Below are 24541 nucleotides of genomic sequence, written 5' to 3' on the forward strand. Positions count from 1 at the left end.
CTCCACTTCACATCCGGAGGCCTTCACCTGTCTGCACGACAGGCCGTCACCGGTCACCTCAACTCGGGACAACGTCCCCGGACATCACAGCTAGAGGACCTGACCGGTCGGCCGGACCATGATCTCGTTGACGTCGACCGACGGCGGCTGCTGCAGCGCGTAGAGCACCGCGCGGGCGATGTCGTCCGCCGCCAGTTTCGGCTTCTTGCGCTGCTCGTCGGTGAGGATGTCGGTGTCGGTGATGCCCGGGTTGATCAGCGTGACCCGGACGCCGGTGCCGACGGCCTCCTCGCGGATCGCGCCCGCCATCCCGGTCACCGCCCACTTCGTCGCCGAGTACAGGCTGCTGTTCCGGATGTAGCGGCCCGCCACCGACCCGGTGATGAGCAGGTGCCCCGCCGTCTCCTTGAGCGCCGGGAGGACGGCGCGGGCGGTGTAGGCGGCGCCCAGGACGTTGGTGCGGACCATCGCCTCCCACGCCCGCGGGTCGGGGTCGTCGGTGCCGAAGAACGACGTCCCGACGCCGATGCCGGCGTTGGCGAAGGCCGCGTCGAGCCGTCCGAACCGGGCCACCGTCTCGTCGACGGCCGCGGAAACGCCCGGCCAGTCGCCGACGTCGGCGCCGAGGGCGAGTGCCCGGTCTTCGCCCAGTTCGGCGGCGAGCCCCGCGACGGATCCGGCCTGGCGCGCCACCAGCGCGACCTTGAACCCGGCTTCGGCGGCCAGCCGCGCGGTGGCGGCGCCGAGCCCGCGCGAGGCACCGGTGATGAGGAGTACGCGATCATCCATGCCGTCCAGGCTAGGGAGTCAGGACCAGCCTGCCCCGCAGCCCGCCGGCGGCCAGCCGCTCGTGCGCCGTCCCGGCCTCGGCCAGGGGAAGGACGTCGGCGACGCGCGGTGGCAACGTCCGGGCCAGCTCGGCGAGCCGCTCGCCGTCCGCGCGGATCCACACGTTCCGGACCCGGACGCCGCGCAGCGGGATCGGGGCGGCACCGGCGGCGAAGGCGACGAACTCGCCGCCGCCCCGGACGGCGTCGAGCGCGTCCAGCCCGAGGAGCGCGGTGTCGAGCGCGGCGTCCACCCCGCCGGGGACCAGCGCGCGGACGCGGTCGGCGAGTGCGGGACCGCGGGGAACGAACTCGTCGGCGCCCAACTCCCGGACGAGGGCTTCGTCGCCTTCCCCGGCCACGGCGACGACGTGCAGGTCCCGGGCGTGCGCGAGGGCGACCGCGTACCCGCCGACCGCGCCCGCGGCCCCGGTGACCAGGACGCTCCCGGTGGTTTCGACGAGGTCGAGCGCCTGAGCCGCGGTCAGGGCGTTGAGCGGCAAGGTGGCCGCCTCGACGGGGGAGAGGCCGTCCGGCGCGGGCGCGACGGCCGAGGCGTCCAGGACGACGTAGTCCGCGTAGGTGCCCAGGGAAAGCGCGATGCGGTCGCGCAGCCCGAGCACGGGGTCGCCCACGCGGAAACCGGTGTCCCCGGCGTCGTCGATCTGCCCGGCGACGTCCCAGCCGAGCCCCAGCACCTCGCGCGGCGGGATCACCCCCGCCTCGGTGAGCACCCCCGCCCGGGTCGCCAGGTCCACCGGGTTGACCGCGGCCGCCGCGACCCGGATCCGCACCTGTCCCGGACCGGGCACCGGGATCGGCACCTCGGCGAACTCCATGACCTCCGGCCCACCGAACCGCCGGACCACCACCGCGCGCATCTTCGTCTCCTCTGCACCGGACACCTTCCCCGGGACCGTATGGGGAGCTACTCTCCATCGGGAAGTACGCACTCACAGGTTCCCCACGTACCCGGAGGTTCGCCCGGTGCCCACGCGCACGGCGGAGCAGAAGCGGCACGCCGAAAAGGCCGCCTACGACGCCTACCTCGCCGCCTGCCCGACCCGGAAGCTGCTCGACGAGATCGCCGGCAAGTGGGTCAGCCTGATCCTGGTCGCGCTCGGTGACGGCCCGCAGCGCTACAGCGACCTTTCGCGGCGCATCGCCGGGGTCAGCCAGAAGATGCTCACCCAGACCCTGCGGGTGCTCGAACGCGACGGTCTCGTGCGCCGGGAGGTGACGCCTTCGGTGCCCGTCCGCGTCGACTATTCCCTTACGCCGCTGGGGGAATCGCTGCGCGCGCTGGTGGCCGGCTTCAAGGACTGGGCGGAGGCGAACTTCGACGCCGTCGACGCCGCCCGGACCGACTACGACGCGCGCACCCCGGACCTCACGATCGGGCCGGGCGGCGCGGGCTAGGCTCTACCGGGTGTCCACCGCACGCGCCGAACGGCTGGTCAATCTGGTGCTGGCCCTCCTGTCCACCCGGCAGTACCTCACTGCCGAGCGGATTCGCGGCATCGTGCCCGGGTACGCCGACGCGGCCAGCGACGACGCCTTCTTCCGGACGTTCGAGCGGGACAAGACCGAGCTGCGCGAACTCGGCATCCCGCTGGAGACCGGCCGCAACTCCGCGTTCGACGCCATCGAGGGCTACCGCATCGCCCGCCGCGACTACGAACTCGGCGAAATCGACCTCGCCCCCGACGAGGCCGCCGCGGTCGCGCTCGCCTCGCGGCTGTGGGACTCCCCGGAGCTGACCGGGCAGGCGCAGGGCGCGCTGGTGAAGCTGCGCGCCGCCGGCCTGGAGGTCGACGACCAGGCGCCCACCGTCGTCGAGCCGCGGGTGCGCGCCGAACCGGCGTTCGGGCCGCTGCTGGCCGCGGTCCAGAGCGGGCAGGCCGTGCGGTTCGAATACCGCCGCAGCGGCTCGCCCGAGCGCATCATGCGGACGCTCGAGCCGTGGGGCGTGGTGTCGTGGCGCGCCCGCTGGTACGTCGTCGGGCACGACCGCGACCGCGGCGCCACCCGCTGCTTCCGGCTCTCGCGCGTCACCGGCCAGGTCCGCACCGTCGGCAAGCCCGGCGAGGTGCGCCGTCCCGAGGGCGTCAACCTGCTCAAGCTCGTCACGGCCACCGGCGGCAGCGAGCCGTCCCCGGTCACCACCGCCCGGCTCTGGGTCGCCGACGGCCGCGCCGCCGGGGTCCGCCGCCGCGGCACCGTGGTCGGCCGGTCCACGATCGACGGGGAAGACGGCGACCTCGTCGAGATCGGCCTGCTCTACCCGGAGTCGGCGGCCGACTGGATCAGCGCGCAGGGCCCCGACGTCGTCGTGCTCGAACCGGACGTGCTCGCGAAGTCGGTCCAGGACCGCCTCGAAGCCGTCGTCGCCCGGCAGGTGAGCGTCCGGTGAGCGGGTCCACCGACCGGATGCCCCGGCTGCTCGCGCTCGTGCCCTACCTGCTGGCGCGCCCCGGCATCCGCATCGACGAGGCGGCGCACGACTTCGACGTCACGCCGAAGCAGCTGCGCAAGGACCTCGAGCTGCTGTGGATGTGCGGGCTGCCCGGCTACGGGCCCGGCGACCTGATCGACCTGTCGTTCGAGGGCGACACGATCGTCGTCACCCACGACGCCGGCATGAACCGCCCGCTGCGGCTCACCGGCGGCGAGGCGACCGCGCTGCTCGTGGCGCTGCGGGCGCTGGCCGAGACCCCGGGCGTGGTCGACGGCGACGCCGTCCGCCGCTCCATCGCCAAGATCGAGGCCGCGGCCGGGCAGGCCCAGCCGGCCGGCGTGGTCGTCGGCGGGGGAGTGCGCGAAGGCGAGAAGACCGCGCGGACCCGCGAGGAGGTCGCGCGGGCTCTGCAGGACGGGCGCGCGCTGCGGATCCGCTACTACACCGCCTCGAAGGACCAGATCACCGAGCGCACGGTCGACCCGATGCGGCTGCTGATCGTCCAGGCGGTCGGCTACCTGGAGGCCTGGTGCCGCCGCGCCGAGGGCGTCCGGCTGTTCCGGCTCGACCGGATCGACGAGCTGACCGTCCTCGGCGAGCCGTCGCGGCCGCCGGCGCACGCGCACCCGACCGACATCTCCGACGGTGTCTTCCGCGAACGTCCCGATCAGCGGGAAGCGGTGCTGGTCCTCGACCCGGACGCACGCTGGGTAGCCGAGTACTACCCGTGCGAGGAGCTCGACGAGCTCGAAGGCGGCCGGCTGCGGATCCGGATGCGCTACGCCGACCAGTCCTGGATGGTGCGCCTTGTCCTCGGCCAGGGCGGGGAAGTGCTGGTCGAGAGCCCGGCCGACCTCGCGTCCGAAGTCGGACGCCGGGCCGCCGACGCGGTGGCCCGAGCCCGTCACCTTCCGTCAACCTGTGACCACTAGGCTGGTGCGCGTGCCGTACCTGCCCACCGTCGTGCTCGCCGCGATCGGCCTGCTGCTGCTCGTCGTCCTGCTGGTCCGGACCGTCAAGGTCTTGCGTGCCTTCCAGCGGACCGCAAGCATGGTGGCGGAGAACACCCAGGACCGGGCGGGGTTGCTCCGCGCCCGGTCGGCAGCGCTGCGCGTCGCGTTCGCGCAGCGCCGCCGGAAGCCGGAAAACCAGTAACATCCCTACCAGACGCAGATAGGAGGCCACCATGCTGAACGGATTGCAGCCGTGGCATTTGATCATCTTGGTGCTCGTCGTCGTGCTGCTGTTCGGGGCCAAGAGGCTTCCCGACGCGGCCCGGTCCATCGGCAAGTCCATGAAGATCTTCAAGGCCGAGACCAAGGACCTCACCGGCGACAAGGCCGCGGCGCACGAAGACGCCGAGCCCGCCGAGACGAAGCAGATCCCGGCCAAGCCCGCCGCACCCGCTTCGACCGACCAGCAGGTCGCCGACCTGCAGCGGCAGCTCGACGAGCTGAAGAAGCAGCAGGCCGCCGACCAGCCGCAGAAGAACGCCAGCTGAGCGGCTAGGCCACACCCGGTCCCCCGTCCACGGAGCGCGCCCGCAGCGGCGCGCTCCGGCGGACTCCGACGAGAACGGAACAACCCGTGGCGGAATCCGCCTCCGGAAACGGTGACAGCCGCCGGTCGAAGCGGCGCAAGCGCAGCCGTCGCACCAACCCCGACGGCACGATGACGCTCATCGAGCACATCTACGAGTTCCGCCGCCGCCTCGGCTTCGCGCTGCTCGCGGTCGTGGTCGGCGGGATCATCGGGTTCATCTGGTTCGGCACCAAGGTCGGTCCGATCCCGTCGCTCGGCGACCTGGTGAAGGACCCGTACTGCGCCATCCCGGCCGACCGGCGGCTCGACAGCGCCGACGGGTGCCGGCTGCTGCAGACCGTGCCGTTCGAAGCCTTCATGACGCAGCTGAAGGTCGGCATCGCGGCCGGTGCCGTGCTCCTCTCGCCGGTGTGGCTGTACCAGCTCTGGGCGTTCATCGCGCCGGGCCTGTACAGCAAGGAGCGCAAGTACGCGCTGACGTTCGTCGCGTTCGCCTCGGTGTTGTTCGCCGCGGGCGCCGTGCTCGCCTACATCCTCTTCCCGCACGCCCTGCAGCTGCTCATGGGCTTCGGGCAGGACGCGTTCGTCACCGCCCTCACGGCGGACAAGTACATCTCGTTCCTGCTGTCGCTGCTGATCATCTTCGGGATCAGCTTCGAGCTGCCGCTGCTGGTGGTGATGCTCAACCGCGTCGGCGTGGTCAAGTACGCGCAGCTGAAGAAGTGGCGCCGCGGCATCGTGTTCGCGCTGTTCGTCTTCGCCGCGTTCGCGACCCCCGGTTCCGACCCGTTCTCCATGCTCGGCCTGGCCGGCGCGCTCACCGTGCTGTTCGAGATCGCCGTGCAGATGGCGCGCTTCCACGACCGCAAGCTCGAAAAGGCCCGCGGCGACGAGGGCTGGGACAAGCTCGCCGACGACGAGGCCGCGCCGTTCGACTACACGCCGAGCACCATCGACGACGAGCCGTCCACCCCGACCGCGTCCGGCGGCCGGTCGAGCACCGACGACGTCACGTAGTGGGGATCCACGCCGCGCTCGCCGTGCACCCGGCCTCGGGGCACGGCGCCGCCGCCCGGATCGCCGACACGGTCGCGGAGCGGCTGCGCGCCGCCGTCGACCGCCTCGACGTGCTGGTCGCGAACTCCGTCGAGGAGTCCCGCGAGCTGATGCGGACCTCCCACAGCGCCGGTCTCGACGTCCTGGTCGTGCTCGGCGGCGACGGCGCCGCCCACCAGGGCGTCCAGTTCTGCGCCAACCACGACGTGGCGCTCGGCCTGGTCCCGGCCGGTACCGGCAACGACTTCGCCCGTGCGCTCGGCGTCCCGGCCGAACCGCTGGCGGCGGTCGACGCGCTGGTGGCGGCCCTGAAGTCGGGCGCGCGGCGGCGGCTCGACCTCGGCCGGATCGGCGACACGTGGTTCGCGACGGTGCTGTGCGCCGGGTTCGACGCGAGCGTCAACGAACGCGCCAACCGGATGCGCTGGCCGTCCGGACCCCGCCGCTACGACCTGGCGATCCTGGCCGAACTGGCGTCGTTCCGGTCCCGTCCGGTGGTCGTCGACACCGGCGCGGGCCGGATCGAGCTCGACGCGACCCTGGTCGCGATCGGCAACACGCGCTTCTACGGCGGCGGCGTCCCGATCTGCCCCACGGCCGACCCCGAGGACGGCGTCTTCGACGTCACGATCATCGGCCACGCCACCCGCCGCGGCCTGATGCGCATGCTCCCCGGCCTGCGCACGGGCAAGCACGTGACCCACCCGGCGGTCCGCACGCTGCGCGCCCGCTCGGTCGCCCTGACCGGCAACGACTGGCCCGCGTACGCCGACGGCGAGCCCCAAGGCACGGTCCCGGTGACGGTCGACTGCGTCCCGGGCGCCCTGACGGTGCTCGCCTAACGGTCGGTCCGGCGTCTTGAATGAGTCATTCAGGACCTCTGAAGACCTGAATGACTCATTCAAGACGTTTCAACGGTCGTTACCACCGCTCGCGGGCCTCGGCTTGGCGGGTCCTGTACCTGCGGCCGATCCGGCGCCGACCCGAGCACCCGCCCGGCCTGGCGCCGCGGCTACCGGTCGTAGCCGCCCGCCCGTGCCACCAGCTGGCGGAAGTGGGCCGGGGTCAGAAGCCGTCCGGCGTCGGCGAAGTACACCCCGCCGCAGCGGTGGCAGAACCAGCCCTGCTCCCAGACCTGCTGGGCCGCCGGCACGCCCTTCTGCTGCTTCCGGTGCGCGCGCACGCGGCGGACGTAGAGCCAGACCAGCACGCCTGCCGCGAGGTACACCCCGAACGCCGGCAGCGAGAGCACCGCGAAGCCCAGCGCCTTCGCGCCCTCGCCGCCGGGAGGCGGGTCGTCGGCCGCCGAGAACGGGAGCAGGAGGAAGCAGCTGCCGACCAGTGCCAGCAGGATCACCGCCGCCACCAGGCCGCCGTTGCGGCGCGGTGGGGGAAAGGGGTCGAGGGACCGGGCGACCGCCGTCACCGAGACGCCGCTGACCTGGCTGCTCGTGTAGACGACGCCGTCGCCGGCGGGGACGGCGACCGTCGGGCCCTGGCCGCGGTAGAAGGAGTGCCCGCCGTGGTAGACCGCCGGCACGTGTTGCACCTGGTCCAGCTGCCCGCAGCTCGGGCACGGTTCGGTCATCGGTACCTCCTTTCCGCCGCTCCGACGCGCCCGCCCGCGATCCGGTTCCCGCGACCGATCTCGGTGTATAACGCCCTATACCACGGGGCGCGCCACGCCGTCGGTCACGCGGCGTGCGGAACGCCCGGGGGATGTGAAACCCTGACGAGGTGGCCAGTAGCCCTTCTCCGTCCCCGGCCGAGGCCTATGCGGCCTCCTCGCGCCGCGGGAAGTACCCCCAGCTGACGCGCTTCGCCGCGGAGGCGTCCTTCGAGTTCGACGAGTTCCAGATCCGGGGGTGCGAAGCCCTCGAGGGCGGCCACGGCGTGCTCGTGTGCGCGCCCACCGGTGCGGGCAAGACCGTCGTCGGCGAATTCGCCGTGCACCTGGCGCTGGCCGAGGGCCGCAAGTGCTTCTACACGACGCCGATCAAGGCGTTGTCGAACCAGAAGTACGCCGATCTGGTCGCCCGCTACGGCGCCGACGCCGTCGGCCTGCTCACCGGGGACACCTCGATCAACGGCAACGCGCAGGTGGTCGTGATGACCACCGAGGTGCTGCGCAACATGCTCTACGCCGGCTCGTCGACGATCACCGACCTCGGGTACGTCGTCATGGACGAGGTCCACTACCTCGCCGACCGGTTCCGCGGCGCGGTCTGGGAAGAGGTGATCCTGCACCTGCCCGAGCACGTCCGCGTGGTCGGGCTGTCGGCCACCGTCAGCAACGCCGAGGAGTTCGGCGAATGGCTGGTCGAGGTGCGCGGGGACACCACGGTCGTCGTGGACGAGCACCGGCCGGTGCCGTTGTGGCAGCACATGCTGGTCGGAAACCGGCTGCTGGACCTGTTCGCGGGCGAGGACACCCACCTGCCCGGGGCCGAGCTGCGGATCAACCCGACCCTGCTGCGCCGCACCGAGGAGATCGGCCGCCAGTACGCGCCCGCCGGGTTCCGCGGCCCGCGTGGGCGGCGGGGCGCGCCGCAGCGGATGCCGCGGTTCCGGCCGCCGTCGCGGGTCGACGTCGTCGAGCAGCTGGACCGGGCCGGGCTGCTGCCCGCGATCGTGTTCATCTTCTCCCGTGCGGGCTGCGACGCCGCGGTGGCGCAGTGCGTGCGGTCCGGGCTGCGGCTCAACGGTCCCGGGGAGGTCGAGGAGATCCGCCGGGTGATCGACGCGCGGACGTCGGAGCTGCCCGAGGGCGACCTGGGCGTGCTCGGCTACTGGGAGTGGCGGGAAGCCCTCGAGCGCGGCATCGCCGGGCACCACGCGGGACTGCTGCCGGCGTTCAAGGAGACCGTCGAGGAGCTGTTCGTCCGCGGCCTGGTGAAGGTCGTGTTCGCGACCGAGACGCTCGCGCTGGGCATCAACATGCCGGCCCGCACGGTCGTCCTCGAGCGCCTGGTGAAGTACAACGGCGAGGCGCACGTCGACCTGACGCCGGGGGAGTACACGCAGCTCACCGGCCGGGCCGGGCGGCGCGGGATCGACGTGGAGGGCCACGCGGTCGTCGCGTGGCAGCCCGGGGTCGACCCCAAGCAGGTCGCCGGGCTCGCCTCTACCCGGACCTACCCGCTGCGGTCGTCGTTCCGGCCCGGGTACAACATGGCCGTGAACCTGGTCGCGCAGGTCGGCGCGGCCGAGGCGCGGGAGCTGCTGGAGCAGTCGTTCGCGCAGTTCCAGGCCGACCGGTCGGTGGTCGGGACCGCGCGCCGGATCGAGCGGAACAAGGAAGCGCTGAAGGGGTACGCGGCCGCGATCACCGGCGACTTCGACGAGATGCTGGAGTACGTCGAGCTGCGGGCGAAGATCTCGACGCGGGAGAAGGCGCTGTCGCGGCAGAACACCGCGGCGCGGCGGGCGGGGACCGCGGAGTCGCTGGAGAAGCTGCGCAAGGGCGACGTCATCGCGGTGCCGGCGGGCCGCCGGGCCGGGCTGGCCGTGGTGGTCGATCCGGGGCTGGACCCGATCCGCGAGCCGCGGCCGGTCGTGGTGACCGAGGATCGCTGGTCCGGGCCGCTGTCGGTGGCGGACTTCCCGGCGCCGGTCGAGGCGCTGGGACGGATCAAGCTGCCGAAGCACATCGAGCTGCGGTCGCCGAAGACCCGCCGTGACATCGCCTCGACGTTGCGCAACGCCGGGATTTCGTTGCCCGGCAGGCAAAAGCGGCGGTCGGGGGCGAACGAGGACGGTGAGCTGGCGGCGCTGCGGCGGGCCTTGCGGGCCCACCCGGGTCACGGGCTGGCCGAGCGCGAGGCGAACCTGCGCTGGGTCGAGCGGTACCAGCGGCTCACCGCGGAAACCCAGCAGCTGGAACGGAAGGTCGCGGCGACGACGCACTCGCTGGCGCGCGCGTTCGACCGGATCCTGGCGCTGCTGGGCGAGCGCGGCTATCTGGGACCGGAGTCGGCTGGGGACGGGGAAGACCGCGTCACCGAGCACGGCCGTCGCCTGACCCGGCTCTACAGCGAGTCCGATCTGCTGGCCGCCGAGTGCATCCGGCACGGCGTGTGGCGCGACCTCGGCCCGGCCGAGCTCGCCGCCGTCGTCTCCACGCTGGTGTTCGAGGCGCGCCGCGACACCGCGGGCGAGCCGCGGCTGCCCGGGGGCGCGGTGCCCGAGGCGTGGCAGGAGACCGTGCGGCTGTGGGTGGAGCTGACCGAGGACGAGCGGCGGCACCGCCTCGACCGGACGCGGGAGCCCGACGCCGGGTTCGCGTGGCCGGTTTACCGGTGGGCGCGCGGGGAGTCGCTGGAGAAGGTGCTCACCGCGGCCGAGGCGAACGGCCAGGAGCTGTCGGCGGGTGACTTCGTGCGCTGGTCGCGGCAGGTGATCGACTTGCTGGACCAGATCCGGGACGTGCTCGGGAAGGCGGATCCGGTGGGCGCGGCGGCGGCCGCGGCGGTGAAGGCGCTGCGTCGCGGTGTCGTGGCCGCGGGCGCCGCGTGAACTTCGTGTTAGCCCTGCTCCAGACGGGGCACAGCGGTGAGCGTGGCCACGTGTGCTCGGGTCCGACCTGTGGTTGGATCGCGTGCGACACCGTGCGTACGCGGCTTTACGGCGGTTTCGGGGTGGAGAGCCAGTTGAGCGAAGCAGGCGGAGGCAGACGATGAGCACGCCGTATGGCGGCAACGACCCACAGCAGCCCCAGTACGGGCAGCAGCCGGGCGGCGCGTACCCGCCGAGCGGCCCGCAGGAGCAGCCCCAATGGGGCCAGCAGCCGCCGTCCTACGACCCGAACCAGCAGCAGTACGGCCAGCCGCAGCAGCCCCAGCAGTGGGGTCAGCAGCCCGGCGGGTACGGCCAGCAGCCGCCGCAGCAGCCGCAGTGGGGTCAGCAACCGCCGCCGTACGGGCAGCAGCCCGGTGGCGGGTACCCGCAGAGCGGCCCGCAGGCCCAGCCCCAGTACGGGCAGCAGCCGGGCGGGGCGTACCCGCAGAGCGGGCCCCAGGCCCAGCCGCAGTACGGCCAGCAGCCGCCGGGTCAGTACGGCCAGCAACCGCAGCAGTACCCCGGCGCGCCGGAGGGCGAGCAGCAGGGGAAGTCGAAGAAGGGCCTGCTGATCGGCGTCGTCGCGCTGGTCGTGGTGCTGGCCGTCGTCGGGGTGCTCGGGTTCGTCGCGCCCGGGTTCTTCAAGACGCAGGTCTTCAACAACACCCAGATGCAGACCGACGTGCAGAAGCTGCTCACCGAGACGTACAAGATCGACGGCGTCACGGCGGTGACCTGCCCGGCCGAGCAAAAGGTTGAGGACGGCGCGAAGTTCGAGTGCACCGCCACGATCGCGGGCAAGCCGCAGCAGGTGCAGATCACGGTCAAGGGTGACGGCGGGAACTACGAGGTTTCCCCGCCCGCCACCAAGTAGCGCGTGAGGAGTCCGGCCGCCGGGAATTCCGGTGGCCGGACTTCGCCGTTTCCGGAGATGATCCGGGCATGAGCGACTTCGAGATCCGGACGCTGCGCACCGACGAGCACCGCGCCGCGAGCGACCTGTTCCGCGACACCGTGCACTTCCACCCGGCCACCGACGCCGAATGGGAACACTCCGGGCGTGCCTTCCAGCCCGGCGGGGCGATCGGCGCGTTCGACCCGGAACTCATCGGCACGGCCCGGTTCTTCGACGCCGAGCTGACCGTCCCGGGCGGGGCGCGGGTGCCGATGGCCGGCGTCACCGGCGTCGGTGTCCGCGCGGACCGGACCCGCCGTGGCGTGCTGCGCGCGCTGATGACGGCGCAGCTGGAGGACTTCTCCACACGCGGGGTGGTGTGCGCGAACCTGCTGGCCTCCGAAGCCGGCATCTACGGCCGGTTCGGCTACGGCCTGGCGACGCGGAACCGCACCTACCGCGTCGACCGGACGCGGGCCCGGCTGCGACCGGACGCCCCCACGGGCGGGGAAATCGAGCTGCTGGACGCCGACCGCGCGTGGGAAGTGCTCCCCGGCGTCTACGACCGCATCGGGCGCCGTCCGGGGATGATGTCCCGGCCGGAGGTGGTGTGGCGGCTCTACGAGGCCCAGAGCCGGCGCCGCAGCCAGCCGATGAAGGCGGTGGTGCACCACGGTCCGGACGGGCCGGACGGGTTCGCGACCTACTTCGTCGAGGGCTTGGAGGCGTACCCGTGGACGAAGGAGCTGGAGGTCCCGGACCTGTTCGCCGCCACGCCGGCCGCGTTCGCCGGGCTGTGGCGGTTCCTGCTCGGCGTCGACCTGGTGGACCGGATCGTCGCCGAGGAACGGCCGCTCGACGAGCCGATCGAGCTGCTCCTGGAGGACCACCGGCGGCTGATCGAAAACCGGATCGGCGACGAGCACTGGATCCGGCTCGTCGACGTCCCGAAAGCGCTGGCCGCACGCGAATACGGGCCGGGCGAGCCGGTCGTCGTCGAGGTCGCGGACGTGATGCTGCCCGGCAACAGCGGTACCTACCGGATCACCCCGGACGGCGCCGAGCGCGCTGACGGGCCCGCCGCGCTCCGGCTCGACGTCACGACGCTGGCGATGCTGTACCTCGGCACCTGGAAGGCGTCGGCGCTGGCCGGTGTGGGCCGGATCGAGGTCCGGGACGCCGCCGCGCCGGCGGCCGCGGACGCGTTGTTCGGCACCCGGTCGGTACCGTGGTGCGGGTCCCACTTCTAAACCAGGTGCCTCGGCCGGTGGCGGACGGCAAGATCGGGAGCATGACCGCCTTCGACGTCCGCCCCGTCACCGAGGACGAGCGCCGCAGCACGTTCGACCTGCTCGGCCGTTCGCTGCACAGCAACCGCGTCAGCGACGAACTCTGGTCCCGCTTCGGGGTTTCCTGGCCGGCGGCGCACAAGTTCGGCGCGTTCGACGGCGACACCCCGATCGGGATCGCGAGCTCCTTCGACACCGACATCACGGTGCCGGGCGGTGGTGTGCTGCCGGCCGCCGCGGTTGACGGCGTCGGGGTGCGCGCGGACCGCACTCGTCGCGGTGTGCTGACCGAGCTGATGCGCGTCCAGCTGGCCGACGTCGCCGCGCGCGGGCTGCCGCTGGCCGTGCTGCACGCCAGCGAGCCCACGATCTACGGCCGCTTCGGCTACGGCTCGGCCGCGCTGGGCAAGACGATCCGCGTGGCGCGGCCCGCAGCCCGGCTGCACGACCGCGTGCCGCTCGCGGGCGAGGTCCGGATGCTGACGCCGGACGAGGCGGTGAAGGAGATTCCCGGCCTGTACCACCGGATCGCGCGCCGCCCGGGCATGATCGGCCGTCCGCCGCTGTGGTGGCCGGTGATGCACGACCGGCTCGCCGGCCCGGACGGCGACCACGTCGTGGCCGTCCACAGTGGACCGGACGGGGACGACGGCTTCGTCGTCTACGAGACCGTGAGCCGCCGGTCCCTGGAGGCGCCGGACGAAGGCGCGGTGCTGCAGGTCCGCGACCTGCACGCCGACAGCCCGGTCGCGCGGGCCGGTCTCTGGCGGTTCCTGCTGTCGGTCGACCTGGTCTCCGCGGTGCACGCCCGCCACCGCCCGGTGGACGAGCCGCTGTCGGCGATGCTGACCGACCACCGGCACGCGGCCACCCTCGCCGTCGAGGACGACCTGTGGCTGCGCCCGGTGGACGTCGCGGCGGCGTTGGCGGCCCGGACGTACCGGGCGGCCGATCCGGTGGTGCTGGCGGTGACCGACCGCCTGCTGCCCGCCAACACCGGCCACTACGAGGTCGGCCCGGACGGCGCCCGGCGGACCGGGGCCGCCGCGGACCTCACCCTCGACGTCGACACCCTCGGCATGCTGTACCTGGGGGAGTGGAGCGCCACGGCGCTGGTGCAGGCGGGCCGGGTCCAGGCCGGTGACCCGGCCGCGGTGGCGCGCGCGGACGAGCTGTTCACGACGATCGCCGCACCCTGGTGCGGCACGCACTTCTAGGCGCCGGGGAGGGCCTTGAGGAGCCGTTCGACGGAGTTGCCCAGGTTCCACCGTTCGGCGAGCTCGGCGACCCGCTCGGGGTCGGCGGGTGCCGCGGGCACGGTGTCGGGGCCGGACTGCTCGACCGGCGCGTCGACGGCGACCCGCACCACGGTCGGGGCGACCGCGAGGTAGCCGGCGGCGTCGGAGAGCCGTAGCCGGGTCTTGAGCGGGACGCGGGAATCCCCGGCCGCGGCGGCCTCGAGCAGCGCGTCGAGCGAGCCGAACTGCGTGATCAGCTTCGCCGCGGTCTTCTCGCCGATCCCGGCGACGCCGGGGAGCCCGTCGGAGGGGTCGCCGCGCATCACGGACATGTCCGCGTACGCCGGCCCGGCCGTCTCGCGGGGCAGGCTGTAGCGCTCGGCGATTTCGGCCGGGCCCAGCACTTCCGCCTTCGCCCACCCCTTGCCGACGTAGATCACCGACGCCGGCGACGGCTCGGTGCGCACCAGCTGGAACAGGTCGCGGTCCCCGGTGATCACCTCGACCGGGACGGTCTTCTCGCGGGTCGCCAGCGCGCCGATGACGTCGTCGGCCTCGTAGCCGGCGGCCTCCGCGGTCGCGAACCCGAACGCCTCGAGCAGGTCGAGGATGATCGGCACCTGCGGGGTGAGCGTGTCGGGCACCTCTTCGACGTCCGGGCCGCTGCCGGTCTCCTCGGCGACCCGGTGGGCCTTGTAGCTGGGGAGCAGGTCGGTGCGGAACTTCGGCCGCCAGTCCGCGTCCAGGCAGCACACGAGCCGGGCGGGCCGCCGGTCGGTGAGGATCCGCGCGATCGTGTCGGCGAACCCGCGCACGGCGTTGACCTGCGTCCCGTCCGCGGCGCGCATCGAGTCGGGCAGGGCGAAGAACGAACGGAAGTACAGGCTCGCGGAGTCGAGCAGGGCAAGGGATCCGGTCACCCGCACAGCCTGCCACGCCCGGCCCCGAAAGTTCGTGAAGGCCACCTTCCCGAACTCCAAGTTCCTCAAGGTGGCCTTCACGAACTTTCTGGCGGCGGGGGAGGGGAGGTGTGTCACCCGGCCCGGCATGTCGCGGCCCCAGGCCGTCCGGCCGGTGGCGCCGCCCGGCTAGGCTCGGCCTCATGTCGCGCCGATCCCTCCACACGCCTGCCCCCGACGCCGCCGCTCTCCGCGCCCGCCTCGACCGCGCCCGCACCGCCGCGGCCGCCGCCGGCACCGACGCCCTGCTGATCGCGCCCGGCTCCGACCTGCGGTACCTGCTCGGGCAGGCCGGTGGCTCGTTCGAGCGGCTGACCACCCTCGTCGTGCCCGCCGACGGCACGCCGGCGCTCGTCGTCCCGAAGCTGGAGGCGCCCGGGTACGCCGACGTCCCGACCGACGAGCTCGGCGTCGAGCTGCTCACCTGGGTGGACGGCGACGACCCGTACAAGCTGGTCGCGGACCGGCTCGGCAAGCCCGGCCGCGTCGCGGTCAGCGACTTCACCCCGGCGCTGCACGTGCTGGCGCTGCGGTCCGCGCTCGGCGAGACCGAGCAGACGCTGGCCGGCCCGGTCGTGCGCGAGCTGCGGATGCGCAAGGACGCCGCCGAGATCGCGTCGCTGCGGGAGGCGGGTGCCGCGATCGACCGCGTGCACGCCCGCGTCCACGAGTGGCTGCGGCCCGGCCGCACCGAGGCGGAGGTCGGCGCCGACATCGCCGCGGCCATCGTCGAGGAGGGGCACGTCCAGGCCGACTTCGTGATCGTCGGCTCGGGCCCGAACGGCGCCAGCCCGCACCACGACGTCTCCGACCGCGTCATCGAGAAGGGTGACGTCGTGGTCGTCGACATCGGCGGCCCGCTGCCCGCGGGCTACAACTCCGACTCCACCCGCACCTACGCCGTGGGCACGCCGCGCGACGCCGACGTGGCCGAGACCTACGCGGTGCTGCAGCGCGCCCAGGCCGCTGCGGTGGCCGCGGTCAAGCCGGGTGTGACCGCCGAGGCCGTCGACGCCGCCGCGCGGGACGTCATCGCCGAGGCCGGGTTCGGCGAGTACTTCATCCACCGCACCGGCCACGGCATCGGCCTGGACGTGCACGAGGAGCCGTACATCATCGCGGGCAACGCGCTGCCGCTGGAGCCGGGCATGGCCTTCAGCGTCGAGCCGGGCATCTACCAGCCGGGCCGCTGGGGCGCCCGGATCGAGGACATCGTGATCGTCACCGCCGACGGCGTCGAGTCCGTCAACAACCAGCCGCACGACCTCGTCGTGCTGGACGCATGACGGCCGGTGGCCTGGAGCCGCTGGACCAGGCGATCGTCCAGGAGCTCGCGGCCGACGGGCGGCGCAGCTTCACCGACCTCGCCGAGCGGGTCGGGCTGTCGGTGTCGGCGGTGCACCAGCGGGTGCGCCGCCTCGAGCAGCGCGGGGTCATCCTCGGGTACACCGCGCGGCTCGACGGCGAGCAGATCGGCCTGCCGCTGACGGCGCTGATCTCGCTGACGCCGAACGACCCGGCGGCGCCGGACGACTACCCGCAGCGGATCCAGCACATCAAGGAGATCGAGTCCTGCTACTCGGTGGCCGGCGACGAGTCCTACATCCTGCTGGTGCGCGTGCCGTCGCCGCTGGGGCTGGAGGACCTGCTGCGCCGGATCCGCGAGTCGGCGAAGGTGTCGACCCGGACGACGGTGGTGCTCTCTACGCCGTTCGAGGGACGTTCGCCGACGTTCTGACGCCGGCGGGCCGCCCGGGGACCGGAGCACTGGTACGGTAAAGGGTATGGCAACACGTAAGGTCACGCTTTCGCTGGACAGCGGCGCGCTGGAATTCGCCGAACGAGCCGCGAAAGCCCACGGAATCTCGGTCTCGTCCTGGCTGTCGAAGGCGGCCAGGCGCGAGGCGGTACGCACCGGATACACCCCGCGGAAGCCGGAGCCGGCCGTCGCGGAAGCGGACGAGGCCGAGCGCAGCGCGGCGGAAAAGGATCTGCGTGCGCAGGGGTGAAGTCTGGACGTACCACCCCCCGACCGAACCGGCCCGGCAGCGCACCGTCGTGCTGCTGTCCTCGGACGGGGTGAACGAATCCGAGCGCCCCTGGCTGCTCGGCACGGAACTGCTCGAACGCGACCCGCAGGACATCCTCGGCGTCGCGATCGACGCCCGGTACTGGGTGTCGACGCTCAACCTGACACGGCTCTACCGGCCGTGGTTCGACGAGCGGATCGCCGAGATCGACCTCGAGGTCCAGGAGCGCATCGACATCGCCTTGCGAGCAGCGCTCGATCTTTGAGTGTATAACGCCCTATAGCGCCTGGCACGCTAAAAAGCCGTACCGGCACCGCAGGAAACCTCGGCTATAGACCGGGGAACCCTCAGCGAGCCACGACCTCCGGGGCCGAGTGCAGCTTCCCGTCCGCACCGGCGAGGCAGGAGGCGTTCCCTTCGCGGGCCGCGATGAACTCCGTGAGGCAGTTGGCGATCGCGGCGTGCCCGGCGGCGTTGGGGTGGAACGACTCCTGCAGCGCGTGGCCGGCCCGGTCGGCTTGGCCGAGGTCGGCGAGCTGGAGGGTGAGGCGGGTGAACCACTCGGTCGCGGGGTTGGCGCCACCGCTGCAGGCTTCGTGCTTGACGCCGGCCTTGGCGAGGTCGAGGAACCGGGCGCCGGACTGCTGCGCGGCCGCCTTCAGTCCTGAGGAGAGGACGCCGATCCCGGTCTGGGAGATCCAGCGGAGGTCTTCGAGGCGGAACGGGCAGCCGTTGAGCGTGCGCAGGTCTTCGGGCAGGTCCGGGCCGATGGGGGCGGCGTAGGACTGCAGGACGAGCTGGTAGTCGGCGGGGACGTAGCCGGCATGGGCGAGGACTTTCTTGACGTCGGAGACGGCGGTCGCGACCTTCGGCACCATGGCGTCCACTTTGGACTGCCAGGTCTGCTTGAGCGCTTCGCTGCAGGACGGGCCGCCGGGGTTGAACCAGGCTTTGAAGCATTCGGTGACCTGGTTGGAGAACTTGGGTTCGTCGTTGGCGCCGACGGCCATGACGACGGCGGCGACGCGGTGGTCCTTGACGAGCGCGGCGAGCTGCTGGGCTTGGGAACCTTCGGTCCACTGCTTGACGTCGCCGAGTGCGACCTGTTCGGCGGGGGCGCCGGAGCAGCCGAGGTTGACGTGGGCGGTGATGCCGGGGATGTCGATCTTCTCGACGAAGGCGTTGGGGGAGCGGTGGCACCAGTTGCCGCCTTGGCCGTTGGTGGTGGCGGTGTACTGGCCGGCGCCTTCGCCGGAGACGGTGCTGTCGCCCATGGCGACGACGGTGAGCGGGCCGGTGCCGGGTGGGCCTTGGCGGGGTTGCGGTCGGCCGTTTTTGCTTTCGGAGCCGAAGAAGACGAAGAAGCCGGCCAGGAGGGCCACGCAGACGAGGACCAGTGCCCCCCAGTACCACCGAAGACGTCGCATCGGCGTCGATTCTACGGTTCGGGTGCCGGGCTCCGGTGAAGTGGATCAGGGCTAGCCGGCTTCGGTGAGGTCGGTGGTCGCGGCGAGTTCGACGGCGACGTCGGTGATGGTGCGGATGGCCGGGTTGTCGTTGGTGGGTGACCAGACGAGTTCGGTGCGGGCGAGGTCGCCGTCGAGGGGGACGAAGGCGACGCCGGTGCGGCGGAGGCTGTGGGAGGAGCGGGTCAGGCGGGTGACGCCGACGCCCGCGGCGACGAGTCCGAGGAGTCCTTGGACGGTGTCGGCGCGCTGCACGACGTGCGGGGTGAAGCCGGCGGTGGCGAAGTCGTCGTCGTAGGTGCGGTGCCAGGGTTCCCAGCTGGTGCGTGGGGTGAGGACCCACGGTTCGGCGGCGAGGTCGGCGAGTTTCAGTGCGGGGCGGCCGGCGAGGGGGTGGTCGGTGGGGAGGACGGCGCAGACCTCTTCGGTGAGCAGGGTCCGGGTGGTGAGGTCGTCGACCAGGGGCGGGCGGGTGAAGGCGAGGTCGAAGCGGTGGTGGCGGAGGCCGTCGACGAGTTCGGCGATGGGTGCTTCGGTGGTCGTGACGGTGAGGCCGGGGAACCGTTCGCGGACGGCGCGGACGATCGGGGGCAGGAGGTAGTTGGCGGTGGTGGTGAGGAAGGCGAGGCGGGCGGTGCCGATTTCGCCGCGGACGGCGCGGCCGAGGGTGGCGACGGCTTCGTCGGCGCGGGCGAGGACCGCGCGGGCTTCGGGGAGGAACAGGGCGCCGACGGCGGTGAGGCGGGTGCCGCGGGCGTCGCGGTCGAAGAGGCGGGCGCCGAGGGTGCGTTCGAGGACGGTGATCTGCTGGGAGAGCGATTGCTGGGCGATGTGGAGGCCGGCGGCGGCGCGGGTGAAGCTGGTTTCGTCGGCGACGGCGACGAAGTAGCGCAGGTGCCGGAGCTCGGGGGTCACAGGTTCTGACTGTAGCTGTGGCAGGAGACCGGTGTTGGCGCCCCGGTGGTGATCTTCCCGAGGATGGGGGGAGGAAAACCACTGGGAGGAACGGAAGATGACGAACACCGATGGCCGCGTCTGGTTGATCACGGGGTGCTCGGCCGGGTTCGGCCGGGAGATCGCGCTGGCCGCGCTGGCGGCGGGTGACCGCGTGGTGGCGACGGCCCGGCGGCCGGAGACGTTGGCGGATCTGCTTGAGCGCGGTGGTGCGCGGGTGCGGACGGCGGCGCTGGACGTGACCGACGAGGGGCAGATCGACGCGGCGGTGAAGACGGCGCTGGTGGCGTTCGGGCGGATCGACGTCGTGGTGAACAACGCGGGCAATGGTTCGGTCGGCGCGGTCGAGGAGCTGACGATGGAGGAGCTGCGCGGGTTGCTGGAGGTGATGTTCTTCGGTGCGGTGGCGGTGACGAAGGCGGTGCTGCCGCACTTGCGGGCGCAGGGCAGCGGGACGGTCGTGCAGATCAGTTCGATGGGTGGGCAGCTGTCGATGCCGGGCTTCGGGGCTTATTGCGCGGCGAAGTACGCACTGGAGGGTATTTCGGGGGCGCTGGCGGCGGAGGTGGCGCCGTTCGGGGTGCGGGTGCTGATCGTGGAGCCGGGTGCGTTCCGGACGGAGTTCGGTGGTGGCCGGATGCACCGTTCGCGGGAGATCGAGGCGTACGCGGTGTCGACGTCGGGGACGCGGGAGGCGGTGGCGCACATGGACGGTACGCAGCCGGGCGACCCGGCGAAGGCCGCGGCGGCGATCGTGCGGGCGGTCGGGAGTGCGGACGCGCCGTTGCGCCTGGCGCTGGGCGCGGACGCGGTGGAGGCGATCCGGGCGCAGCACGAGGCGCTGGCGGCGGATTTGGCGGCGTGGGAGGACGTCAGCCGGGCGACCGCGCTGGGTTAGTCCTGGAGCAGGCCGAGGACGTTGCCGTCGGCGTCGGTGAAGGTCGCGACGAGGCGGCCGTTGCCGACGTCCTTGGGCTCGTCCTTGACCTTCGCGCCGGCGGCGGTGACTTCGGCGAGCTTCGCGGCGATGTCGTCGACGTGCCAGTAGGTGACCGGGCCGGTCATGCCCTGCTGGGCGCCGTTGGGGACGAGGCCGATGTGCTGGCCTTCGGTGTCGTAGCCGACGTAGTAGGGCGCGTCGGCCTGGGGTTCGGTGCCGAGCAGGGCGGTGTAGACGGCTTTGGCGGCGGCGAGGTCGGTCACGGGGTGCAGGACGGTCTTGATCCCCTGGGTGGTCATCGCGGTGCTCCTGTGGTCGTCGTTGCGGTACGGCTACGACGCTATTCGCGGCTCGCTGACCTGGGCTTCTCGATTCCTGATCGATCAGTCGAGCAGGGCGGTGAGGACGCCGTCGAGGAGGCGGACGCGGCGGTCGGCGATGCGGTGGACTTCGTCGTCGTGGGTGGCGACGATGACGGCCGCGCCCTCGGTCGCGCAGCGGCGCAGCAGGCGAAGCACCCGGGGCGTGGAGCCGGCGTCGAGGTGGGCGGTGGGTTCGTCGGTGAGCAGCACCCTGGGGCGTCCGGCGACCGCGCGGGCGAGGGCGACTCGTTGCTGCTGGCCGAAGGAGACTTCGAGGGGGTAGCGGTCGCCGAGGTCGCCGATGCCGAGTTCGTCGAGGAGTTCGGTGACGCGGGCGTGGATCTCGTCGGGGGCGGGGCGGGGGACGTCGGCGCGCAGGCGGAGGGGGAGGGCGACGTTTTCGGCGATGGTCAGTTCGTTGGCGAGCCCGAGGGCCTGGGGGAGGACGGCGCAGGTGTGCCACGGGGGTGCGCCGCTGATGGGGACGCCGTCGAGGAGGACGCAGCCGGAGTCGGGGGAGTCGAAGCCGCAGAGCAGGGCGAGCAGGGCGCTTTTGCCGGAGCCGGAGCGGCCGGAGACGGTGACGAGTTCGCCGGCGGCGACGCGGAGTTCGAGGCCGCGCAGGACTTCGATGTCGCCGCTGGGGTGGGTGAAGCTGCGGCGGAGGCCTTTGGCTTCGACGAGGGTCATGGCTGCGGTTCCCGTTCTTCGACGCGTTCGAGGGTGCCCTTGTGCAGGCGGGCGACGCGGGCGCCGAGGTCGATGAGGCGGTCGTCGTGGGAGGCGACGAGCACGGCGAAGTCCTGGTCGACGAGGTACCGCAGGGTGTCGAGCACGAGGTCGGCGGAGGCTTCGTCGAGTTGGGACGTCGGTTCGTCGGCGAGGATGACGGTGGAGCGGGCGGCGAGGACGCAGCCGAAGGCGAGGCGTTGCTGCTGGCCGCCGGAGAGTGCCGAGATCTTCCAGTCGCCGGTGCCGTGCAGGCCGAGCTGGCCGAGGATGTCGTCGGGGTTGCAGTCGGTGCCGGCGGCTTCGGCGGCGGCGCGGAGGTTTTCGGCGACCGGGAGGTAGCCGAGGAGGTTGTCGGCGGGGTTCTGGAACACGAGGCCGAGGTGGTGGCGGCGCAGGGCGCGGCGTTCGCGGTGCTTGAGCTTGCGGGTGTCGGCGCCTTGGAAGGTGAGGGTGCCGCGGGCGGGTTGTTCGAACAGGCCCAGGACGCGCAGGAGCGTGGACTTGCCGGAGCCGGAGGGGCCGGCGAGGACGGTCATGCCGCGGGCGGGGACGTCGATGCTGACGTCGTCGACGCCGGTGACGATCCCGGCGGGGGTCTGGTAGTCCACGCCGATGCCGCGCAGGGAGAAGATCGGTTTTTCAGGCACGGATCAGCTCCGCGGTCCGGGCGGTGCGCACCGAGCGCACCGCGATCCAGCCGGCGAGGGCGACGACCGCCACGCCGATGACGACGACGGTCAGGACGAAGGGCAGCGGGTCGGGGAGTTCCGAGCGGGGGGCGAGGAACGTGGCGGGGTCGAACCGCGGGACGGACAGGCCGGCCACGGAGACGCCGCAGGCGACGCCGACGGCGATGGCAAGGCCGCTGAGCGCGCCGAGCTCCATGAGGTGGCTGGCGAGCAGGGTGCGTGGCCGCATGCCCATGCGGAGCACGAGGGCGCCAGCGAGGGCGTTCTGCCTGCGGCGGACTTCGACGGCGACGAGCAGGGCGAGGATGGCGACGATGCCGAGGACGGCGCCGAGCAGGGCGACGAAGGAGAACGTCCACGAGACGACGAAGAACGGGAGGCCGTCGAGCGCGGATTCGCGGCTGACGCGGTTGGGGATGAAGACGCCGGCGTCGCGCAGGGCGGTGGTGGCGTCGGCCATCGATGCCTTGGTGAGCACGCTCCACTTGGGGACGCTGTCGAGCTGGGCGTGGCTGAGGACGGTGCGGGAGACGACGTAGCCGGGTGAGGTGCCGATCATCGGGAAGACCGGGAGGTCGCCGGCGGGGACGGCGTCGGGGAGCCCGTCCGGGAGTGTGGCGGTCTGCTTGGGGGTGTGCCCGACGCGGATGACGGGGGTGCCGTGGGGGTCGGGCTGGGAGATCTTGTTGAGCAGGGTGTCGAGGTCGTCGGCCGGGACGCTGTCGACGGCGGCGCCGCGGGCGAACGTCGCGGGGTCGATGACGAGGACGACGCTGCCGGTGCCGGTCAGTTCGCCGACGACGGTGCTGGTGCCGGCGAGGGAGGCGGGCATGGCGACGTCGCCCATGCCGATGGGGCTGTCGGTGTCGAGGCGGGCGTTGCTGCCGACGAAGACGGCGGACTTGGTGTTGAGCGCTTCTTCCTGGCCGCGGGCGATGCCGGTGCCGGTGGCCAGGGTGCCGACGGCGAGGGTGCCGATGACGAGCACGCCGGTCACGGGCGCTCGGGCGCCGGCGAGCCGCCGGATCGCCAGTTGCAGCGCGGGCCGGGACCAGAGGCGGGCGCGGTGGGAGGCGTGCAGGGCGAGCCAGGCCAGGCGTGCGGTCAGCAGGCCGACGGTCAGCACCACGAACACCGGGTAGGTCAGTGCCAGCGGATCGACCTGCGGTAATGGATTTCCGAGGCGGGATCCGCTGCCGTAGTGCGCGAGCCGGGTCCAGCCGAGCCAGGCCATGCCCGCGGTCGCGAGTTCCCAGGGGAAGTAGGCCAGCAGCCGGGCCCGGTTGCCCTTGCGGCGGACACGGCCGAGTTCGAATTCGCGGTGGACGCGGACGGCGACGATGGTGGCCAGGATCGTCAGCGAGAGGAGCAGGGTCGCGGCCGCGACGCCGGCGGCCTGCAGTTCGGCGGCCGGGTCGGGGCGGCCGGGCGGGCCGTAGACGCTGAGCAGCAGGCGGGCCGCGGTGGCGCCCAGTGCGCCGCCGGCGAAGATCGGGAGGCCGAGTTCGGCGACGGCGAGGCCGCCGAGTGCGGCCGGGCCGCTGCCGCGGGCGGAGAGCAGCCGCAGCTGGGCGTGGCGCCGCTGGTACCACTGGAGCGCGACGGTGCCGAGGCCGGCGCAGCCGACCAGGACGCTGATGAGCGCGAGCGGCAGGATCGACACGAAGACGTTGTCCTGGGCCTGGCGGGCGATCTGGACGGAGCGTTCGAACGTGGGGACGTTGGCGGCGACGAGGTGGCCGAGGCCGCGGGCGGTGAGGTCGGCGCGGACGTCGGCGACGAGGTCCTGGGAGCGTCGCAGCAGGTCTTCGGCGGCGCTGAGGGTGGTGGGCGCCGGTTCGTAGAAGGAGATGTGGAAGTACTGCACCGAGGGCAGGCCGATGGCGGTGATCGCGGTGTCGAAGGTCTTCTGGTCGGTGGCGAAGACGATCGAGTCGATCGGGTCGTCGACGAGGCGGTCGACGACGGCGCCGGACTGCTGGGAGCACCACCACCGCGGCGGCGGGTCGAGCAGGTCGGCGTAGATGCCGGTGACCGGTGGCAGCGGGATGCCCTGGAGGCTGGGTTTCGCGCCGACGCCGATGTGCTCGGCGTCGGCGACGACGTTGCCGAGCCACAGGCCGGGTGCGCGCGAGCCCTGCTGGAGGGTCAGGTTGTCGAGGCCGGCCTGGTCGCGGTAGCCGAGGCGGATCTTGTAGTGGGGGTCGCCGTTGAACTCGGTGCCGCGCAGGACGGTGGTGTAGGCGCCGACGACCGGGGCGCCGAAGCCGTGGGCGGGGGCGTGGCGCTGGACGGCCTGGGTGAGGGCGGGGATGTCCTGGACGCGGATGTTGCCCTTGCCGAAGACCGGGCCGTAGCTGTCGGGGCAGGTGATGCCGGTCTGGTAGGCGACGGTGGCGCCGCCGGCGGCGGAGGCCTGCAGGACCGCGGCGGTGCCGAGGAAGCAGGCGAGCAGCGAGGTCACCGCGGCCACGATCAGCGTGAGCGGGCTGGAGAGCGCGGCCTTCGGGGCGGCCCGCCACGGTTTGGTCACTCTGCGTTGTCCAA

Annotated in this window: 26 protein-coding genes; 16 read left to right on the forward strand and 10 right to left on the reverse strand. The window is 72.7% G+C overall.

Features of this window, described 5'->3' with window-relative positions; genetic code table 11:
* Positions 1 to 90: 90 nt before the first annotated feature.
* A complete protein-coding gene (locus EIY87_RS46020; protein ID WP_125316421.1) occupies positions 91 to 789 on the reverse strand; it encodes an SDR family oxidoreductase in 699 nt (232 codons plus the stop codon).
* 10 nt (positions 790 to 799) lie between these two features.
* Positions 800 to 1708, reverse strand: a complete 909-nt coding sequence (locus tag EIY87_RS46025) for an NADP-dependent oxidoreductase (protein WP_125316675.1) — start codon at positions 1706 to 1708, stop codon at positions 800 to 802.
* Between the two features lie 106 nt (positions 1709 to 1814).
* Between EIY87_RS46025 and EIY87_RS46030 the strand changes: the two genes are divergently transcribed.
* The 7 genes from EIY87_RS46030 (at position 1815) to EIY87_RS46060 (ending at position 6725) form a co-directional block, all read left to right on the forward strand.
* Entirely contained in the window at positions 1815 to 2246 is a 432-nt protein-coding gene (locus EIY87_RS46030) for a winged helix-turn-helix transcriptional regulator (protein ID WP_125316422.1), read from the forward strand.
* 10 nt (positions 2247 to 2256) lie between these two features.
* Entirely contained in the window at positions 2257 to 3240 is a 984-nt protein-coding gene (locus tag EIY87_RS46035) for a helix-turn-helix transcriptional regulator (protein WP_125316423.1), read from the forward strand.
* Positions 3237 to 4217: a helix-turn-helix transcriptional regulator gene (locus tag EIY87_RS46040; protein WP_125316424.1), complete on the forward strand. Its 981-nt coding sequence runs from the start codon at positions 3237 to 3239 to the stop codon at positions 4215 to 4217. Before EIY87_RS46035 ends, EIY87_RS46040 begins: the two co-directional genes overlap by 4 nt.
* Before the next feature lie 10 nt (positions 4218 to 4227).
* Positions 4228 to 4440, forward strand: a complete 213-nt coding sequence (locus tag EIY87_RS46045; protein ID WP_125316676.1) for a bacteriophage holin — start codon at positions 4228 to 4230, stop codon at positions 4438 to 4440.
* 31 nt (positions 4441 to 4471) lie between these two features.
* Complete coding sequence (gene tatA, locus EIY87_RS46050; RefSeq protein ID WP_125316425.1) at positions 4472 to 4786, forward strand: Sec-independent protein translocase subunit TatA; 315 nt, start codon at positions 4472 to 4474, stop codon at positions 4784 to 4786.
* An 86-nt stretch (positions 4787 to 4872) separates the two neighbouring features.
* On the forward strand, positions 4873 to 5844 hold the full coding sequence (tatC, locus tag EIY87_RS46055; RefSeq protein WP_125316426.1) for a twin-arginine translocase subunit TatC: 972 nt from the start codon (positions 4873 to 4875) through the stop codon (positions 5842 to 5844).
* Positions 5844 to 6725: a diacylglycerol/lipid kinase family protein gene (locus tag EIY87_RS46060; protein ID WP_125316427.1), complete on the forward strand. Its 882-nt coding sequence runs from the start codon at positions 5844 to 5846 to the stop codon at positions 6723 to 6725. The genes tatC and EIY87_RS46060 overlap by 1 nt, the downstream gene beginning before the upstream one ends.
* A 170-nt stretch (positions 6726 to 6895) precedes the next feature.
* Here EIY87_RS46060 and EIY87_RS46065 read toward each other — a convergent pair whose 3' ends face one another.
* Positions 6896 to 7471: a hypothetical protein gene (locus EIY87_RS46065; protein ID WP_125316428.1), complete on the reverse strand. Its 576-nt coding sequence runs from the start codon at positions 7469 to 7471 to the stop codon at positions 6896 to 6898.
* 149 nt (positions 7472 to 7620) lie between these two features.
* Here EIY87_RS46065 and EIY87_RS46070 point away from each other — a divergent pair, with 149 nt between their 5' ends.
* The 4 genes from EIY87_RS46070 (at position 7621) to EIY87_RS46085 (ending at position 13841) form a co-directional block, all read left to right on the forward strand.
* Positions 7621 to 10398 carry a DEAD/DEAH box helicase gene (locus tag EIY87_RS46070; protein WP_125316429.1) on the forward strand — a complete coding sequence of 926 codons (2778 nt, stop codon included), beginning with the start codon at positions 7621 to 7623 and terminating at the stop codon, positions 10396 to 10398.
* 160 nt (positions 10399 to 10558) lie between these two features.
* Positions 10559 to 11314, forward strand: a complete 756-nt coding sequence (locus EIY87_RS46075) for a DUF4333 domain-containing protein (RefSeq protein ID WP_125316430.1) — start codon at positions 10559 to 10561, stop codon at positions 11312 to 11314.
* Between the two features lie 68 nt (positions 11315 to 11382).
* Complete coding sequence (locus tag EIY87_RS46080) at positions 11383 to 12585, forward strand: GNAT family N-acetyltransferase (protein WP_125316431.1); 1203 nt, start codon at positions 11383 to 11385, stop codon at positions 12583 to 12585.
* Positions 12586 to 12626: 41 nt separating this feature from the next.
* Positions 12627 to 13841 (forward strand): GNAT family N-acetyltransferase, encoded by a 1215-nt coding sequence (locus EIY87_RS46085; RefSeq protein WP_191984528.1) that lies wholly within the window; start codon positions 12627 to 12629, stop codon positions 13839 to 13841.
* Here EIY87_RS46085 and EIY87_RS46090 read toward each other — a convergent pair.
* Entirely contained in the window at positions 13838 to 14782 is a 945-nt protein-coding gene (locus tag EIY87_RS46090) for a 5'-3' exonuclease (protein ID WP_125316433.1), read from the reverse strand. The two genes, EIY87_RS46085 and EIY87_RS46090, sit on opposite strands and share 4 nt — an antisense overlap.
* 182 nt (positions 14783 to 14964) lie before the next feature.
* Here EIY87_RS46090 and EIY87_RS46095 point away from each other — a divergent pair, with 182 nt between their 5' ends.
* From EIY87_RS46095 to EIY87_RS46110, 4 genes are read left to right on the forward strand one after another with little or no spacing between them, the layout of a single operon-like run.
* Complete coding sequence (locus tag EIY87_RS46095; RefSeq protein ID WP_125316434.1) at positions 14965 to 16107, forward strand: M24 family metallopeptidase; 1143 nt, start codon at positions 14965 to 14967, stop codon at positions 16105 to 16107.
* A complete protein-coding gene (locus EIY87_RS46100; protein ID WP_086858802.1) occupies positions 16104 to 16559 on the forward strand; it encodes an Lrp/AsnC family transcriptional regulator in 456 nt (151 codons plus the stop codon). The genes EIY87_RS46095 and EIY87_RS46100 overlap by 4 nt, the downstream gene beginning before the upstream one ends.
* A 46-nt stretch (positions 16560 to 16605) precedes the next feature.
* A complete protein-coding gene (locus EIY87_RS46105) occupies positions 16606 to 16830 on the forward strand; it encodes a hypothetical protein (protein ID WP_125316435.1) in 225 nt (74 codons plus the stop codon).
* The gene (locus tag EIY87_RS46110) at positions 16817 to 17116 is read left to right on the forward strand and encodes a hypothetical protein (RefSeq protein WP_125316436.1); all 300 of its coding nucleotides are present in this window, start codon (positions 16817 to 16819) and stop codon (positions 17114 to 17116) included. The genes EIY87_RS46105 and EIY87_RS46110 overlap by 14 nt, the downstream gene beginning before the upstream one ends.
* Positions 17117 to 17198: 82 nt before the next feature.
* Here EIY87_RS46110 and EIY87_RS46115 read toward each other — a convergent pair whose 3' ends face one another.
* Positions 17199 to 18278 (reverse strand): GDSL-type esterase/lipase family protein, encoded by a 1080-nt coding sequence (locus EIY87_RS46115; protein ID WP_191984529.1) that lies wholly within the window; start codon positions 18276 to 18278, stop codon positions 17199 to 17201.
* 51 nt (positions 18279 to 18329) lie between these two features.
* Positions 18330 to 19232: a LysR family transcriptional regulator gene (locus EIY87_RS46120; protein ID WP_125316437.1), complete on the reverse strand. Its 903-nt coding sequence runs from the start codon at positions 19230 to 19232 to the stop codon at positions 18330 to 18332.
* A 97-nt stretch (positions 19233 to 19329) separates the two neighbouring features.
* On the opposite strand from EIY87_RS46120, the gene EIY87_RS46125 reads away from it, so the two are divergent.
* On the forward strand, positions 19330 to 20169 hold the full coding sequence (locus tag EIY87_RS46125; protein ID WP_125316438.1) for an oxidoreductase: 840 nt from the start codon (positions 19330 to 19332) through the stop codon (positions 20167 to 20169).
* Here the strand turns inward: EIY87_RS46125 and EIY87_RS46130 are convergent.
* The 4 genes from EIY87_RS46130 to EIY87_RS46145 form a co-directional block, all read right to left on the reverse strand.
* On the reverse strand, positions 20166 to 20510 hold the full coding sequence (locus tag EIY87_RS46130; RefSeq protein WP_125316439.1) for a VOC family protein: 345 nt from the start codon (positions 20508 to 20510) through the stop codon (positions 20166 to 20168). The genes EIY87_RS46125 and EIY87_RS46130 overlap by 4 nt on opposite strands.
* Before the next feature lie 84 nt (positions 20511 to 20594).
* Positions 20595 to 21263: an ABC transporter ATP-binding protein gene (locus EIY87_RS46135; protein WP_125316440.1), complete on the reverse strand. Its 669-nt coding sequence runs from the start codon at positions 21261 to 21263 to the stop codon at positions 20595 to 20597.
* Positions 21260 to 21952, reverse strand: a complete 693-nt coding sequence (locus EIY87_RS46140; RefSeq protein ID WP_125316441.1) for an ABC transporter ATP-binding protein — start codon at positions 21950 to 21952, stop codon at positions 21260 to 21262. Before EIY87_RS46140 ends, EIY87_RS46135 begins: the two co-directional genes overlap by 4 nt.
* Positions 21945 to 24527 (reverse strand): FtsX-like permease family protein, encoded by a 2583-nt coding sequence (locus EIY87_RS46145; protein WP_125316442.1) that lies wholly within the window; start codon positions 24525 to 24527, stop codon positions 21945 to 21947. Before EIY87_RS46145 ends, EIY87_RS46140 begins: the two co-directional genes overlap by 8 nt.
* Positions 24528 to 24541 lie beyond the last annotated feature (14 nt).

This window comes from Amycolatopsis eburnea (genome assembly GCF_003937945.1).
GTDB lineage: Bacteria > Actinomycetota > Actinomycetes > Mycobacteriales > Pseudonocardiaceae > Amycolatopsis > Amycolatopsis eburnea.

What these genes read in the sequence shown, in the direction of transcription:
- tatA (WP_125316425.1), top strand. Translation starts at nt 4,472, where the DNA reads ATGCTGAACGGATTGCAGCCGTGGCATTTGATCATCTTGGTGCTCGTC.
- EIY87_RS46105 (WP_125316435.1), top strand. Translation starts at nt 16,606, where the DNA reads ATGGCAACACGTAAGGTCACGCTTTCGCTGGACAGCGGCGCGCTGGAA.
- EIY87_RS46025 (WP_125316675.1), bottom strand. Translation starts at nt 1,708, where the DNA reads ATGCGCGCGGTGGTGGTCCGGCGGTTCGGTGGGCCGGAGGTCATGGAG.
- EIY87_RS46135 (WP_125316440.1), bottom strand. Translation starts at nt 21,263, where the DNA reads ATGACCCTCGTCGAAGCCAAAGGCCTCCGCCGCAGCTTCACCCACCCC.
- EIY87_RS46075 (WP_125316430.1), top strand. Translation starts at nt 10,559, where the DNA reads ATGAGCACGCCGTATGGCGGCAACGACCCACAGCAGCCCCAGTACGGG.
- EIY87_RS46085 (WP_191984528.1), top strand. Translation starts at nt 12,627, where the DNA reads ATGACCGCCTTCGACGTCCGCCCCGTCACCGAGGACGAGCGCCGCAGC.
- EIY87_RS46115 (WP_191984529.1), bottom strand. Translation starts at nt 18,278, where the DNA reads ATGCGACGTCTTCGGTGGTACTGGGGGGCACTGGTCCTCGTCTGCGTG.
- EIY87_RS46020 (WP_125316421.1), bottom strand. Translation starts at nt 789, where the DNA reads ATGGATGATCGCGTACTCCTCATCACCGGTGCCTCGCGCGGGCTCGGC.
- EIY87_RS46130 (WP_125316439.1), bottom strand. Translation starts at nt 20,510, where the DNA reads ATGACCACCCAGGGGATCAAGACCGTCCTGCACCCCGTGACCGACCTC.
- EIY87_RS46080 (WP_125316431.1), top strand. Translation starts at nt 11,383, where the DNA reads ATGAGCGACTTCGAGATCCGGACGCTGCGCACCGACGAGCACCGCGCC.
- EIY87_RS46065 (WP_125316428.1), bottom strand. Translation starts at nt 7,471, where the DNA reads ATGACCGAACCGTGCCCGAGCTGCGGGCAGCTGGACCAGGTGCAACAC.
- EIY87_RS46125 (WP_125316438.1), top strand. Translation starts at nt 19,330, where the DNA reads ATGACGAACACCGATGGCCGCGTCTGGTTGATCACGGGGTGCTCGGCC.
- EIY87_RS46095 (WP_125316434.1), top strand. Translation starts at nt 14,965, where the DNA reads ATGTCGCGCCGATCCCTCCACACGCCTGCCCCCGACGCCGCCGCTCTC.
- EIY87_RS46100 (WP_086858802.1), top strand. Translation starts at nt 16,104, where the DNA reads ATGACGGCCGGTGGCCTGGAGCCGCTGGACCAGGCGATCGTCCAGGAG.